This window comes from Pedobacter sp. AC212, from assembly GCF_979258625.1.
In genome coordinates this window covers 1,629,053-1,644,966 of the sequence record NZ_OZ409870.1, presented here as the reverse complement: position 1 = coordinate 1,644,966, position 15,914 = coordinate 1,629,053, and the positions used below count along the sequence as shown (strand labels likewise).

The 15,914-nt window shown below is 36.0% G+C and carries 15 protein-coding genes and 1 tRNA gene; all 16 read left to right on the top strand.

Going from position 1 to position 15,914, the window contains the following annotated elements:
• Nucleotides 1-15 precede the first annotated feature (15 nt).
• The 16 genes from ACZZZC_RS07015 (at nucleotide 16) to ACZZZC_RS06940 (ending at nucleotide 15,761) form a co-directional block, all read left to right on the top strand.
• Nucleotides 16-1,014: a glycosyltransferase gene (locus ACZZZC_RS07015; RefSeq protein WP_463485432.1), complete on the top strand. Its 999-nt coding sequence runs from the start codon at nucleotides 16-18 to the stop codon at nucleotides 1,012-1,014.
• Nucleotides 1,015-1,035: 21 nt separating this feature from the next.
• Complete coding sequence (locus ACZZZC_RS07010; protein ID WP_463485431.1) at nucleotides 1,036-2,271, top strand: glycosyltransferase family protein; 1,236 nt, start codon at nucleotides 1,036-1,038, stop codon at nucleotides 2,269-2,271.
• On the top strand, nucleotides 2,268-3,548 hold the full coding sequence (locus ACZZZC_RS07005) for a glycosyltransferase family protein (protein ID WP_463485430.1): 1,281 nt from the start codon (nucleotides 2,268-2,270) through the stop codon (nucleotides 3,546-3,548). The genes ACZZZC_RS07010 and ACZZZC_RS07005 overlap by 4 nt, the downstream gene beginning before the upstream one ends.
• A complete protein-coding gene (locus ACZZZC_RS07000) occupies nucleotides 3,545-4,378 on the top strand; it encodes an FkbM family methyltransferase (RefSeq protein WP_463486851.1) in 834 nt (277 codons plus the stop codon). The genes ACZZZC_RS07005 and ACZZZC_RS07000 overlap by 4 nt, the downstream gene beginning before the upstream one ends.
• Before the next feature lie 201 nt (nucleotides 4,379-4,579).
• Nucleotides 4,580-5,569, top strand: a complete 990-nt coding sequence (locus tag ACZZZC_RS06995) for a glycosyltransferase family 4 protein (RefSeq protein ID WP_463486850.1) — start codon at nucleotides 4,580-4,582, stop codon at nucleotides 5,567-5,569.
• On the top strand, nucleotides 5,556-6,968 hold the full coding sequence (locus ACZZZC_RS06990) for an exosortase Y-associated Wzy-like protein (RefSeq protein ID WP_463486849.1): 1,413 nt from the start codon (nucleotides 5,556-5,558) through the stop codon (nucleotides 6,966-6,968). The genes ACZZZC_RS06995 and ACZZZC_RS06990 overlap by 14 nt, the downstream gene beginning before the upstream one ends.
• Before the next feature lie 15 nt (nucleotides 6,969-6,983).
• The gene (locus tag ACZZZC_RS06985; protein WP_463486848.1) at nucleotides 6,984-8,177 is read left to right on the top strand and encodes an XrtY-associated glycosyltransferase XYAG1; all 1,194 of its coding nucleotides are present in this window, start codon (nucleotides 6,984-6,986) and stop codon (nucleotides 8,175-8,177) included.
• Nucleotides 8,167-9,024, top strand: coding sequence for a glycosyltransferase family 2 protein (locus ACZZZC_RS06980; RefSeq protein WP_463486847.1), 858 nt, complete (start codon nucleotides 8,167-8,169; stop codon nucleotides 9,022-9,024). The genes ACZZZC_RS06985 and ACZZZC_RS06980 overlap by 11 nt, the downstream gene beginning before the upstream one ends.
• 74 nt (nucleotides 9,025-9,098) lie before the next feature.
• On the top strand, nucleotides 9,099-9,719 hold the full coding sequence (xrtY, locus tag ACZZZC_RS06975; protein ID WP_463486846.1) for an exosortase Y: 621 nt from the start codon (nucleotides 9,099-9,101) through the stop codon (nucleotides 9,717-9,719).
• 24 nt (nucleotides 9,720-9,743) lie between these two features.
• Nucleotides 9,744-10,295, top strand: coding sequence for a WcaF family extracellular polysaccharide biosynthesis acetyltransferase (locus tag ACZZZC_RS06970; RefSeq protein ID WP_463486845.1), 552 nt, complete (start codon nucleotides 9,744-9,746; stop codon nucleotides 10,293-10,295).
• A 316-nt stretch (nucleotides 10,296-10,611) separates the two neighbouring features.
• Nucleotides 10,612-11,706: a helix-turn-helix domain-containing protein gene (locus ACZZZC_RS06965; RefSeq protein WP_463486844.1), complete on the top strand. Its 1,095-nt coding sequence runs from the start codon at nucleotides 10,612-10,614 to the stop codon at nucleotides 11,704-11,706.
• 138 nt (nucleotides 11,707-11,844) lie between these two features.
• Nucleotides 11,845-12,465 carry a Crp/Fnr family transcriptional regulator gene (locus ACZZZC_RS06960; protein WP_463486843.1) on the top strand — a complete coding sequence of 207 codons (621 nt, stop codon included), beginning with the start codon at nucleotides 11,845-11,847 and terminating at the stop codon, nucleotides 12,463-12,465.
• Between the two features lie 88 nt (nucleotides 12,466-12,553).
• Nucleotides 12,554-13,246 (top strand): dipeptidase PepE, encoded by a 693-nt coding sequence (gene pepE, locus ACZZZC_RS06955; RefSeq protein ID WP_463486842.1) that lies wholly within the window; start codon nucleotides 12,554-12,556, stop codon nucleotides 13,244-13,246.
• A gap of 62 nt (nucleotides 13,247-13,308) precedes the next feature.
• Entirely contained in the window at nucleotides 13,309-13,743 is a 435-nt protein-coding gene (locus tag ACZZZC_RS06950) for a DoxX family protein (protein ID WP_463485419.1), read from the top strand.
• 127 nt (nucleotides 13,744-13,870) lie between these two features.
• Nucleotides 13,871-13,955: transfer RNA gene (locus ACZZZC_RS06945), tRNA-Ser, on the top strand.
• A gap of 387 nt (nucleotides 13,956-14,342) precedes the next feature.
• Complete coding sequence (locus ACZZZC_RS06940) at nucleotides 14,343-15,761, top strand: MDR family MFS transporter (RefSeq protein ID WP_463486841.1); 1,419 nt, start codon at nucleotides 14,343-14,345, stop codon at nucleotides 15,759-15,761.
• The last annotated feature ends 153 nt before the right edge of the window (nucleotides 15,762-15,914 follow it).

The following is a 15,914-nucleotide window of genomic DNA, read 5'->3' as shown; positions in this document are numbered from 1 at the left end:
AAAATACTCCTGATTATGGATCCTGGTATTCCGGTACCTCCTCCATTATACGGTGGACATGAACGTTTGGTTTATATGTTTGCAGAAGAATACACCAAATTGGGCCACGAAGTTATTTTGCTGGCCGGTCCTGATTCTAAAATATCAGGCAATGTATTCTCTTTCGGGAAAAATGATCTAGAAAGAAACAAATGGCAAAAATTTAAAGAACTATTGTTTACTTGGTTTTTTCTTTTTAAAAATAGAAAAAAAATTGATCTCATTCATAACTTTGGTCGTTTAGCTTATTTATTACCTATATTAAATTCTGATGCAACTAAAATTATGACTTATGGTAGAGCTGTAAATCAAAAAGGTATCAAAATTATTATGGCGCTTCCAAATAAAAATCTAATTTATACGGCTTGTAGCAATTACTGTGTATCAACCGGTAATATTGCTGGTAATTGGAAAACCGTTTATAATGCAATAGATTTTTCTAAATATCAAGTAAATATTACAGTTTCAGATAAGGCTCCATTAATATTTTTAGGTAGATTAGATAAAATCAAAGGCTTGCACACGGCAATACAAGTAGCTAAAGAAACAGGAAATAGACTTTTAATTGGAGGAAACATCCCAACTACCAAAGACAATCTATCATATTTTGATGAAGTACTTAGACCACAATTTGATGACAAACAAATTATTTATTTAGGTGCTTTAAATGATGATGAAAAAAACAAGTATTTAGGGCAAGCAAAAGCACTACTCTTTCCAATTGAATGGGACGAGCCTTTTGGAATGGTAATGGCAGAAGCTATGGCTTGTGGTACTCCAGTAATTGCCTTTAATCGAGGTTCGGTACCAGAAGTTGTAATTGATGGTTTAAATGGTTATTGTTGTGACACAGTAGATCAAATGATTTACTCCTTATCTAAAATTAATAAAATAGATAGAAGCCAAGTTAGGAAAGATGCTGAGAGTAGGTTTTCATCAAAATTAATTGCAAAACAATATCTTGCATTAAAATAAACTTAAATATTATATAATTTCTTGCAAAAACTATTATTAATTTCTTCTGGTCAGCCAAGTTTAAATCCACGTTTAGTAAAAGAAGCGGATGCCTTAGCGGATGAAGGATATTATGTTGCTGTCATGTACCAATATTGGAACGAATGGGGAACTGAACTAGATTTAGAACTCCTAAAAAATAAAAAATGGAAAGCAATAAGAATAGGAGGCTCCCCTAATACACAAAGAACTATTTATTGGCTAACTAGATTAAATTTTAAATTTTTCATCTTTTTAGCAAATAAATTCAACTATAAATTTAATATTGGAGAGAATGCTATTGGTCGTTGTTCTAATCTTTTATTGAAGAATGCCTCTAAAGTTAAAGTAGATTTATATATAGCACACAATTTAGGTGCTTTACCCTCAGCAGTAAAAGCCGCAAAAAAAAACAATGCCAAATGTGGTTTCGATGCTGAAGATTTCCACAGGCAAGAAATAAACGATGATAGTAATTCGAAGCCATTTCAACTTGCTAAATTTATTGAAGACAAATATGTTAGTGAAGTAGATTACTTTACTGCCGCTAGTCCGTTGATTGCAGCAGAATATCAAAAGCTTTATCGAAGTTTAAAACCAATTGTGATAAACAATGTTTTCTCAAATGATTTTTTACAAAATGTTAATCAAAATAAACAAACCAATGAATTAAAATTGTTTTGGTTTTCACAAACTATTGGGAAGGGTCGAGGTATTGAAGATGCCATTCTGGCTATTGGCTCTTTAAAACGAAGCCATATCAATTTAACACTCTTAGGGAATATTGATACAGTACATCTATCATATTTTTATAATTTAGCATTAAAGCATGGTCTATCAAAAGATCAATTAATTTTTAAAAAACCAATTTCTCCAGATACAATTTTCAATTTAGCTAACAATTATGATATTGGTTTAGCATTAGAGCCCGGTTTTTGTTTAAATAATAATATTGCATTATCTAATAAGATATATACATACCTTACCTCTGGATTAGCAGTAATCGCTTCAGAAACAACTGCTCAAAAAGAATTTATAATAGCAAACCCGAACATTGGCAAATCGTATCCCAATGGTGATATAAATGCGTTGGCTTCGATAATCACTCAATATGATAATGACAGAGATTTATTATATCAAACAAGATTAGCCTCTTCTACTTTAGCCAAAGAAAAAATGAATTGGGAAATTGAAAGTAAAAAATTCATCGAACTTATTGAAATGACTTTAAAGGATTGAAAAAACTCCTCATCATTTCCCCTTACTTCCCCCCTGTTAATGCTGCAGATATGCATCGAGTACGTATGAGCTTACCGTATTTTGCAGAAAACGGCTGGGAGGTAGAAGTTGTAACTATTGACCCAAAGTTTAGTGAGTTCGATAAAGACGATTTTTTAACTCGAAACCTGCCAGATAATTTATTAATCCATCAAGTAAAAGCTTTACCAAAAACATTGACCAGCAAAGTTGGTTTAGGCAGTATTGCGATGAGATCGCTTTGGCATTATAAAAAGTATGTTGATCAATTATTAAAAAAGCAACATTTTGATTTAATCTATTTCTCTACCACACAATTCCCTTTGCTAATTCTGGGTCATCATTGGAAAAAAAAGTTTAACATAAGTTATGTTATTGACATGCAAGATCCATGGCATTCTGAGTATTACCAAGGTAAACCAAAATCAGAAAGGCCACCAAAATATTGGTTTTCATACAAACTTAATAAGTATTTAGAACCAATTGCGATGAGAAATGTAAGCGGATTGATTAGTGTTTCACAAGGATATATTGATACTTTACTAGCAAGCTATCCTCATTTGAAATATATACCAAATAAGGTTATTACTTTTGGTGCTTTTCAACCAGATTTTGATTTTGTCAATGCAAATACAAAACTATTCAACTTGCCATTTCAAAAGCAATACAGTTTAATTGATATCGTATATGTTGGTAGAGGAGGCCATGATATGCATAAGGCAGCTAGTCTACTATTTGCTGCATTTGGAAGAGGTTTAAGTTCTGATCCAAAACATTTCGAAAGGTTACGGTTTCATTTTATAGGCACTAGTTATGCTCCGAAAGGTCAAGGATCCGCAAGTATAAAACCGATAGCGGATGAAATGGGGCTAGATGAATTTGTGAATGAACAAACCGATCGCATACCTTACTACGAGGGTATCAATTGTCTTACTCAGGCTGATGCATTAGTTATTTTAGGTTCTGATGATTGCAATTATACCGCCTCGAAACTTTATCCCTACATTTTAGCAGACAAACCACTTTTAGCGATTTTACATCCAAACAGCAGTGTTAATACAATTATTAAAACTTGCAATTCTGGTAAATCGGTATCGCTCGTTGAAGAAGAAAACACAATGGATCAAATTCACAACGAACTTTTAAGCTTTATTACCAAAGGGAAAGTGAGAAATACAGATTGGGAAGCATTTAAAGTTTATGATGCTAGAAATATGACTAAATCTCAATGTGAATTATTTAATGAAATTGTGAATTGAAGAATTTAATTGCGAGGTTAATTTTAAGAAGGAAATTATTTAAAGGCCAGTTTAGATTATTTTTATGGCTATTCAGAAAGAATTTTTTTCTGAGAAAAAAAACCAATACAAAACCTATCATTGGCAATTTTCGCATCAACGTTGATATCAAAAACTTCATTGATGCCTGCATTTATTTTACCGGTGATTATGAGCCCTATTTAAAAATGCATTTTACTAAATTAATAACACCTGGTATGGTTGTTTTGGATGTGGGTGCTAATATTGGCTTTCATACTTTATACTTTGCAGAATTGACAGGAAAAACCGGTAAAGTAATTGCGTTTGAGCCTATCGCAGTAAATTTTAAAGCTTTACAAAAAAATTTAGCACTAAATAATGTGCCACAGGTTATGCCGGTTAATAAAGCACTTGGTAGCGAGAATTCATTTTTAAATCTTCATATTGATGAAAATGCGATTAATCCTGGGGCATTTAACTTATTCGAAGAAGGCGATAAAAACACTAAAATAGAATGTGTTAAAGGGGATGATTACTTGTCAGAATATAAGATTGATAATGTTGATTTCATAAAAATTGATGTTGAAGGCTTCGAACTTGAGGTTTTGAAAGGTTTGATAAAAATAATTAAAAATTCCAAACCCATTATTATTTTTGAATACGATGAAAACTATCAGGCTAAGCTAAATGAAGATCCTAAAGCAATCATTCACTTTCTAGCAAATTTTCGTTATCAGTTTTTTTGTATTGATGGTTATGGCATCTTGAAGTCACTGCATGTTGATGATGAAATTAAAAGTTCAGAAATTTTGGCCTTACCAATAAATTAAAGCTTAACCTAGCTCTCAATCTCGATCTTTTTGAATAAACTAGCCATCATCATTACCCACCCTATACAATACTATGTGCCTGTGCTACAGCTATTAGCAAAACAATGCCAGCTAAAAGTATTTTACACTTGGGGAAAAGATGGAGTAATGGCCAAGCAAGACCCTGGGTTTGGCAAAACCATCGCGTGGGATTTGCCCTTATTGGAGAATTATGATTATGAAATACTAGAAAACATTTCAAAAAACCCAGGTTCTCATCATGGTAAAGGGATTATCAATCCAAATATTATTAACAAAATTGAAAAATTCTCTCCAAATGCCATTTTAATTTATGGCTATATTTACTATAGTCATTTTAAAGTGATGCGCCATTTTAAAGGCAAAACTCCTATATGGTTTAGGGGCGATTCTACATTATTAGATGAAAAAACAGGAGTTAAAAGTTGGTTAAAAAAAAGTTATCTCAAATGGGTATATCGACATGTTGATAGGGCTTTTTACGTAGGTTCGGCCAATAAAGCTTATTTCAAAGCATTCGGATTAAAGGAAGAGCAATTGGTATTTGCGCCACATGCTGTAGACAATGATCGCTTTGCTATGGATAGAAATCAAGAAGCATCAGAATTACGACAAAAATTTAACATTGCTGCCAATGAGATTTTAATTTTATTTGCTGGTAAGCTAGAGACCAAGAAAAATCCTGAGTTTTTGCTAAGGGCTTTTATTGAATTGAGCATGAAAGATGCGCATTTGCTATTTGTAGGGAATGGTCATCTCGAAAAGCGTCTCAAATCTCAGGTGTCAAATCTCAAATATCAAAACATTCATTTTCTAGACTTTCAAAATCAGACACAAATGCCTGTTGTCTATCAGGCTTGTGGCCTTTTTGTTCTACCTTCGCAAGGCCCAGGTGAGACTTGGGGTTTAGCTGTTAATGAAGCCATGGCTTGTGGCAAAGCTCTACTAATATCAGATAAAGTAGGTTGCGCTGCCGACTTAGTTCAAGTAGGTATCAATGGAGAAATCTTTCAGGCTAATAATGAAAATGATCTCAAAAAAAAGCTGTTTTATATGGTAAATGATCCAATAAAATTGATGGAGATGGGCAAAGTAAGTAGAAAACTCATACAAGATTGGTCATTTGAGAAACAGGCTAAACAAATTTTAAATTTGCTTGATGAAACCCACTAAACATATCTTTTATTTGCTTTTGTATTTGCCTTTCATTCTGGCCTGGATATGTCAGTCATTACCTCACACCTCTTATCTTATGGCTTGGTTGGGATCATTTTTTATTTTCTTGGTTTCCTATAAAGGTTGGATCAAAAAATTACCCGATGACTTGCCCTTATTTGAACAGTTATTAAGACCCATATTCTTCCTTCAGATTGTATTTGCGGGCTACATGGCCTGTACCTCCATATTTTATTACGCAAATGCACTGGGCTATGAGTATTTAACATACGTAGGCAATCCTCATCTCATCTCTGGCAACATTTACGAATCTATTGCAAAATGTCAGCGATATTATGTGCTAGGCCATGCCGCTTTGGCTCATGGCATAATTGCCAACATGAACTATCCTATAGAAAAAAAATATAAGATATACGCACCTTCTATGAGTAATCTATTGTTAGGGATTTCATTTTTATGCCTACCATTAGGTTATTTATTTTCTAAAATTGGCGCACTAAGTCAATTTAGCGTTCAACTAAGTGGATTAAGCTTTGTGGCTGGATCTATTGCACTTGCTTTCGCCATAAGGGAAAACAAGCGAGTAAATTTATGGGCAGCCGGAGGATTGTTTGTATTGAACCTTCTTGCCGCCTTAAGTTCAGGTTTTAAAGAACCTATTATCATTTGTGTTTTGCTTTTGGGCATATTCCTTCTACCTGTTTATGGGAAAAAAGTGTTACCGGTTTTATTTTCTGTCCTTCTGATCCTATTTTTTGTTCTACCTACATTTATTGGAAATTTCAGAAAAATGGTTTCTGAAGGAGCTGATGTGATCACCGCCAGAGATAAGAGCTTAGACCGAATTGTTAGCGGTGATAACCTGATGGAAGATTTGAGTGACGACAACTGGTTATTTTTAGTTGGCCGCTTCTCAGAGATTGATATGTTTATAAAGTATACTCAATCAACACCCTACTTTGTGCCTTATTATAAAACGACTTTGGTACAAAATGGTATTCTTACAGTCATACCGCGTTTTCTTTGGTCGGGCAAACCCGATGTGGAGCAAATGGTTATGAATAGAGTTTACACTGCTGGAGTGGTTGACCGGATGTCGATCGTATCGGCAAAGCCAGCCTTCATTGTAGATTGTTATCTTTCTTATGGGATCATTGGTATTTGGATAGGTTTGTTTTTGTATGGATATAGTGCTCAATGGATATCCAATCTCGCTGAAAAAATGTTTGGAGGTTATTTCCTCGGCACAGCAGTAATGTTTGCTGGCTTATTTCAAATTTTGTGGCGAGGGAATAGTTTGGAGTTTTTATTTAACGCAATCTTTTGGAGTTTGGTGACGATGTTTATATTCCAGATGATTTTTAAGGCAAGAGGAATTTTATACCAAGTGGATTAATTTTTTTTGATTGGAATGGCATTAAAAATTATACACATCACCGCTTCTTATAAACCCGCATATATTTATGGTGGACCGATTCAGAGCGTTGGAAAGCTATGTGAGGAACTTTGCAAGAACAAGGAACAAGGAGCAAAGAGCAAAGATGGTTTCCAAGTTTTCACCACCACTGCCAACGGTAATAGGGAACTGAATGTTGAAACTGGAAAACAACAAAATGTTGAAGGTGTACATGTTACCTATTTTAAACGTTGGACGAAAGACCATAGCCATTTTTCATCAACGCTGTTGAGACGCTTGCGAAGGGAAATTCTACGTTGCGCTCCGGATGATAAACTAGTGATTCATATACATGCCTGGTGGAATTTAGTCTCGGTTTTAAGTTGTTTGGTTGCAAAATGGTATCAGATTCCGGTTATTTTATCTCCTAGAGGGATGTTAACTGCCTACACGCAAGCGAACAGAAATGCCATTGCGAAAAAAATTATTCATAACTCATTTGGAAAACGACTGCTGCAATACTGCCACATCCATGCTACGAGCAACCAGGAACAGGCTGATATCTTAAAAATTGTTCAACCAAAAAGTATTTCGGTGATTCCAAATTTGGTAAATCTCGCAGAGGGCAGAGAGCGAAAAGCCAAGAGCGAAGACTGTGATTTCCTCAAGTTAATCTTCTTATCACGCGTTGAAGAAAAAAAAGGATTGGAGCTATTGTTTGATGCTTTAAGTTCTATAGAGATTCCTTGGATGCTAACTATTGCAGGTAGTGGGGACAAAAATTATGTTGAAAGTTTAAAGTTAAAAGTTGAAAGCTTAAAGCTGAGTGATCAAACCCAATGGATTGGCCACGTTGATAATGAGCATAAGTTTGAATTAATGGCTGATCATGACTTGCTTGTGCTTACATCTTATAATGAGAATTTCGCCAATGTGGTTGTCGAAAGCTTAAGCGTCGGTACACCTGTGCTCGTGAGTAAAAATGTTGGACTTGCTGACTACGTAAAAAGTAATGAGCTTGGTTGGGTGTGTAGCCTTACTTCTGAAAGCATTAAGAATAATCTACTTGAGGCTTTTGAAGATTCCAGTAAAAGGGAAAGGACTAGAAATTCTGCACCTACGATCGTCGCGAAAGACTTCAACGATGAAACATTGGTAGAAAAATACCTCGAGTTGTATAGAGGCCTTATAAACAAAAATGGCAAATAAAAACTTCAGCTTTATCATCCTCACATTCAACGAAGAAATTCATTTACCCAGATTATTAGAATCAATTAGGGGATTGAAGGCGCCTATTTTTATCTTGGATAGCGGCAGCATAGATAATACCATTGCAATAGCCGATCAATATCAGGCCGAGGTTAAAGTTAATGAGTTTATTAATCACCCGCAGCAATGGGATTTCGCATTAAAAAATTTTGGAATTGAAACGCCTTGGACTATTGGCTTAGATGCTGATCAGATCGTAACGCCGGAACTTTACCAAATGCTCGAAAGTTTTGACAATCAGAAATATAAAAACATTAATAGCATTTATTTCAATCGCAAAAACTATTTCCAAGGCGATTGGATTCGCTATGGGGGCTATTACCCTATTTACCTGCTGAAAATGTTTAGGACTGGGATTGGTTATTCTGATCTTAACGAAAATATGGATCACCGCTTCATTGCTCCAGGCGAAACAGTGATTTGGAAAGCAGGACATCTAATAGAAGAAAACTTAAAAGAAAACGACATTGATTTTTGGTTTAAAAAACACGAGCGCTACAGTGATTTAATTGCCCAGGAAGAGATAGAAAGAATGCAAAACTTGAGGATTCAATCGATTAAACCAAATCTTTTCGGAAATCCTGATGAAAAAAAGGCCTGGCTAAAACGCTTATGGTGGAGATTACCTTTAGGTTTACGACCATATTTGTACTACACCTATCGAATGGTTTTCAAGTTTGGTTTTTTGGATAGTAAAACAGCTCGTCACTTTCATTACCTACAAGGATTATGGTTTAGAAAGCTTGTCGATCGGAAAATTAAGGAGAAGATTAATGCTAGTGAATAATATCAATTTAATTAAACTCTAAACCTCATTCTTAACCTCAACCTTAAACATTATATTTAAATTTACTTTTCTTTATGGACGAAATACAGATTAGAACAGCCAAGAAACAAGCAGACAAAAAAGCAATTAAGTTCGTAGTTACATTATTTGTACTTTACATCCTTTTTAGTCAGGGGAATATTTTTATGAACAGTGTGATGAAGCCAACTGGTCGCTATTATAACCCCTACATTGCTGAGCATTTTGATTACATTCAAGGATTAAAAACAGCATTGATTAAACCTGCTGTTTGGATTATTAAATTGTTCGGTTTTTACGCTATTCATAACGAAATGGACGTCATGGTGGTGAATGGGCCCTATCTGCGAATTAATTATTCTTGTTTAGGTTTAGGCGTAATGAGTTTCCTAGCTGCTTTTGTATTGGCTTTTCCCGCATCCTGGAAATCAACCTTTAAAATGCTCATCATTGGAATTATATCAATCTACCTTTTGAATATTGGCAGAATAGCCGGCCTGGGTTTACTGTTTGGCTTTTTCCAAAGTCAAAGAAACTATTTCGAATATCACCATGAGATTTTTAATGTTCTGGTATATATCGTTATTTTCATTATGCTTTATATCTGGATCAGGAAAAATACAAAGGTGAAAGGAATCGAGAAGAATGAGAAGGCAATTATTGAAACTAAGAGTTAGAAAATATTAAATACACAATAAGCATTGTCAGAAACACAATTAAGTAAAAACTTCAATACTGGTGATTTTAAGATTGGTGCTTCCAAGCTGAAGCAGTTTCTATGGTATTACATTGATGTTTTTTTCTTCAAAAGTAGGTTAATACCTGTAAGCGGAATACTTGTGATGTTGTTGAGGTTGTTTGGGGCAAAAATTGGCAAAGAAGTACGCATCAAACCAGGCATTCATATTAAATACCCATGGAAACTAGAGGTTGGTGATTACAGCTGGTTAGCAGACTGTTATATAGAAAATCTGGAAATGGTAAAAATAGGACAAAACTGCTGCATATCGCAACAAGCTGTTTTGATTACCGGCAACCATAACTATAAAAACCAAACTTTTGATCTGATTACCTCGCCTATCCTATTGGAAAATGGTGTTTGGATTGGCGCAACTGCGAAAGTTTGTCCGGGTGTAGTATTATCATCCCATGCAGTGCTAACTATGGGTAGCGTAGCAACTTCTAATTTAGTTGCTTATGGTATTTATCAAGGTAATCCAGCGATAAAGATTAAAGATAGAATAATCATTTAGTTGGAAAGATTAGCATTTAATTAGCCACTTACTGTGGCTTTTTTTATGCCTAAAATATCCTCAATAAAACGCCCGCCACCATCACCTCAATCTTAAAATACACAATAATCATATTGCCTTCATTCTAAATTAAAAACAAAGCCTTACCTTGGGTGGGAATATGCAGCTCTTAACCATACTAGTTAGCATTACCTGCTTTTTTCTGCTTTTATTTTCGCTGAATCTGTTCTTTGCAAAAAGTGGGATTAGAAGACAGAACATCTTACTTTCGCTGGTATTTTTCGCCCGGTTCGGCCAGATTTTTACTGCCATACTAATGAATTCGGGACAAACGAATGCTCTGAGATTATTTTTTCAGGGCTTCACTCCATTATATTTCGCTGCTCCTGCATGTTTTTACCTGTATATCAGCGGTTTCTTACGTCGCAAGCGTCGCTTAAAAAAATGGGAATGGCTTCATTTCATTCCCGCCCTTGTGGCAATTATACATGTTATTCCATGGCAGGGTGGGGCAAACTTTAACTGGAAAGCAATCGGCGATCAATTAGGCGAAAACGGCTACCTCTCCCTACAATTAAGGAGCGGTTTATTTCCAGCATATTTTCACAATTTACTTAGGCCAATACTGATTATAGTCTATATGTGTTTGTGCTGGCGAGCTGTATTGACTACGAAAAGTCATAGTCCCGACCTTAAAAAAGAAGAAAAAGATTGGCTCTTGTTTTTATTAAGCGCTGCTACTTTTTTTCAGACGGCCGGGTTACTTCCCCTCCTATTTAGATCGATGCAAATTCCGCTATACAACCATTTCTTTATCGCTTTAAATTGCTCGGTACTATTACTCATCCTTATTTATGCGCTTCATCGCCCGCGGATTTTTTATGGGTATTTGCTTATAGCCATAAATGGTGAACAGCGGAAAACGGAATCCGAAACTGATTCAATACTCGATCAAGCTATTATTCTCCAGAATGACGACACCGTAGATGGTAAGCAGATTACGCTGCATTCAAATAGAAAAAATAATATACCGCTGCAGCAAATTTCATTGTATTCGGTTCTGATGAAAGATGCATTAGAAAATGAACAGCTCTATTTAAATTCCCAGCTACAAATAATCGATGTGGCCAATAAAATTAACATCCCCGTTCACCACTGTTCCTTTGTACTGAACAAACACATTGGCAAAAACTTCCGCGATTGGATCAATGGGTATCGCGTTTCTCATTTCCTGCTGCACTATCCGCTGCAATCGGAAAAAATGACGATTGAAGCCATCGCTCAAGAATCAGGATTTAAAAACCAAGCCACATTTTACAATGCGTTCAAAAAGGAAAAAGGACTGATGCCAAAAGCCTACTTTCAGAAAAAAGCCTCGGAAAAAGACATGGAAGGTGATCTTTTAGCCTAACGATTGAATCGTTAGATATCAATACGGTCATAAACCTGGTTTCTTTCTTGCAGAGGAGATACATTTGAACAAGTAATCAACCATCGTTTATTGATGGTTGATTACGCAATTTGTCTATCCCTATTAGTCCTGAACCAAATGATCACAACTTCTGTAAGCCGTGAATTTCTACAGCCTTTTTTTAATTATTTAACGGAATTTAATTCCTTATCCCGAGAGTTTATCTCCCAATTGGAACGAGAATGTCAGCTCCTTCAGATCAGAAAAAACAAGTATATTCTTTCTCCAATTGATACTAACAATGCCATGTATTTCTTACTAAACGGAAGTGTAAGAGGGTTCATTAAAGAGCAAGGCAAAGACATCAGTACCAGATTTGCTTTTGAAAATGAACTGATTGAAGCCATCAAACATCCGATGGATCAATCTCATTATTCCGTCGAATATTTGCAGGCCATTGAAGATTGCCAACTTATCAGAATCCCCTATCAGCTGAGCGACTTTCTTTACTCGAGCTATCCAGAAGCCAATTTAATCGGGAGGAAAATTCTCCAAAAACAATATCACGATGCAGCCGAGCGATCTATGCTGGCACGGATTCCTACCGCGATAGGACGATATGCAAAAATTGAAAGAACTAAATTAGACTCCCTTCGCGTTCCACAACGTTATCTAGCCAGTTATCTCGGCATGCGTTTGGAAACACTGAGTAGAATCAAAAATAAATGTACTGACATAAAAATGTCCAATACGGCTTGATGGAACCCATGAACAATTGAAACACTTTGGTTAATAATGTTGATAATTAGCGGAATTAAACCGATTTTGGTGTCACATATCATTTTTTATGAACATTATCTTAGCATCAACCTCAACACTATATGGAGGTAACTATTTAGAATATCTTAAGTACGAACTAATCAGGTTATATGCTGGTGTGACCGAGATTGTCTTTATTCCGTTTGCCCGACCAGGAGGAATTTCACATGACGATTATACGCAGAAAGCCTTTGACTTTTTCGCGGAACTGAATATAAAAGTTGTCGGCTTGCATGAATTTGACGACAAAAAAGCGGCACTAAATCATGCTCAAGGTTTTTTCACTGGTGGCGGCAATACCTTTCTCTTGGTAAAAGTGCTTCACGATTTGGCGCTAATGCCGGTATTAAAAGAAAACATCGTTAACGGAAAACCTTATTTAGGTTGCAGCGCAGGCAGCAATATCGGTGGAATTAACATGAAAACTACCAACGACATGCCCATTGTTTATCCATCTTCATTCGATTGCATGAGTCTGGTTCCTTTCAATATCAACCCCCATTATCTTGATCCAAATCCTGATTCGAAGCACAATGGCGAAACCAGGGAAACCAGAATTGCTGAGTTTTTAACTCAAAATACACAAAAAGTAGTCGGACTGAGAGAAGGGAATTGGATTAGAAGGCTTGGTGATAAAATCACGGTAGAAGGATCTGAACAAACCAGAATTTTCGAACAAGGAAAAGCGCCTTATGAATTAGCTCCTGGCAGCTTGCTATAATGTTAAATTGTTGCATCATTCCCTTATTTTCTGTAAATTGAATTAACCAAAATATAGAAGTTATGAAACTACTACAGAAAATTCAAGCTTGGGGAGATCAGCATCATCCAAAATGGTTAGATTATTTTAGAATTTTGTTGGGTCTCATTTTAGTATGGAAAGGAATTTCGTTCTATACCGATATGGAAGCCTTTAGCTATTTAATGAGAGGCGCCGTATTGGGAACAGCAGTAAGCATAAGTTTGCTAGCCCACTTGATTGTCGTATTGCACATTTTAGGCGGTATTTGCATTGCATTAGGTACCCATACCAGGCTGTTTTGCCTATTAAATCTGCCTATTCTTATTGGGGCGGTATTTTTTATCAATATATCAGGTGGAATTTTTAAACCCTATTCAGAATTCTGGTTCTCCTCTCTAGTACTAATTGGATTGATTTGTTTCATTGTTGAAGGCAACGGAATCTTATCTGTTGAGCGAGAACGAGCCATGAGTTAAGGTATTTTTGAGGCTGATGGAAAATATAAATAAGGCTAACTAAATGATTAACAAGCGCTAATATTTAAACTATAATATTAAAGCGAAAATCATTTGCAGATTAGCGCCAAGTTCGTACTTTTGCAGCGGAGAGCTGGCAGAGTGGTCGAATGCGGCAGTCTTGAAAACTGTTGACTGTAACAGGTCCGGGGGTTCGAATCCCTCGCTCTCCGCATTAACGCAAAAGGAGTCCTTAGGGGCTCCTTTTGTTGTTTCAGGACAATTCGGGGACAAAAGAAAACCCAATCCAACCATCAGCATTTTAAAGAAAAATAGTCTTTTAATTCTTAACGAGATGAGGTGTATTTATTAGCGCTAAACAAATCCGTTAATTTTGAAGTTATTTATCGCCAAGTCTATCTTAAGAGAAAAATGTGAAGCCAGCCTTTATCGAAATATATCCACTTCCTAACGATTCGATCGGTCTGTTTGACGATCATTCCAAACAGAATTGTGATATCTGTCGGAAATTTGGGATGTCAATGAGGATAATAGTTGTATGATTTCCTATCTTAATAAGAATTAAACAAGCAAATCCTCAGATCATAAAATTAATATAGATGAAAAATCGGATAGCCGTCTTAATCACCCTTATGCTTGGAACAGCTATGGCTGCACTCGATAGCAGCATTGTCAACGTTTCGCTACCTGTTATCCAGAAACAGTTCGGAGCAAGTATTAATGGCATAGAATGGGTTATTCTGGGTTATATGATATCTTTTTGCCTTTTTATTCCTTTAACCAACTGGCTGAAAAATAGAATCGGATATTATAATCTTTTCATCGCAAGCGTTATCATATTTACTACCGGTTCATTGCTTTGTAGTTTATCCACCAACTTATCTTTTTTAATCGCGGCAAGGATATTTCAAGCGATTGGAGGTGGGGCAATCACGCCAACATCATTGGCCATTTTAACCGATAGCTTTCCAAAAGAACAGCGAGGTTCTGCGATTGGCTGGTGGGGCATAGGAAATGTTATGGGACCCGCGATTGGTCCAACGTTGGGTGGTGTACTTACTTACTATTTCGAATGGCCATCGATATTCTACATTAATATTCCAATCGGAATTATTACCATAATCATGAGCGTATTTTTTTTAGGATTTCTTAAAAAGCAACCTAAGCTCAAACCTTCATTCGACCTGGGCGGCTATGCATATTTCGGCATATTTATCATATTGTTACAGTTAAGCCTTACCATGATCACTGATCCTGATATCGCACCATGGCAATATGGAGTAGGTCTGGCTGTTTCCATCGTATTTTTATTTTTATTTATCCGTTCATCCAAAAAAGATAATCCTCTTATTGACCTCACCGTTTTCAAGTCCGCAACATTCATCAATTGTTCCGTAATTATTCTGATCCGCTCACTCGCATTATATGGCGGATTATTTTTTCTTCCATTTCTCTTACAGGGATTGATGGGCTATTCGGAGATTGAAACGGGCCTATTGTTATTACCAAACGCATTGATGATGCTTTTATTGAGACCATACGCTGGTAAACTTGCCGACAGAGGGGTGATCAGAAATCCTTCGGTAGTGGGCATCGTTATGATAGCAATTTCGATGGCTGAATTTGCTTTCATGAATTCGGACAGCCACATCTGGTTTATCATACTGGCAATGGCGGTACGTGGCTTTGGCATGAGTTTATTGGTTTCACCTGTTTCAACATCACTTTTAAATTCTATAAATGCCGGGCAAACGGCTACGGCAACATCAATAAACAGTCTCTTACAGCAAGTTGGGGGCTCTGTCGGAATTGCCATTAGTGGAATAATGCATACTTATATCAATAAGTACTATTTACAACTCGGTAGAACTACGGAAATTGCAGAGCATTTTGCATTGCAGGATGGATTTCTTATTTCTGCAGTCATCATCGCATTCGCGATCATCCCGGCCTTAAAACTACCGAATAGAAATAAAGTAGATAAGCTTACTGCGGTGAAGCTAACGAGCTTGAGGTAGCTTGGCTTATAGACACAATTTATAGGAAAATTGATATTACTGATGTCCAAATTTTTAGAAAACAATGCAGTAGTATCCTCCTATTCCGGTAAATAAGAATTGAAATTCTCGAAAGCTTGGATATCCTCCAGTTCCATATTCAAGACTTTTTAA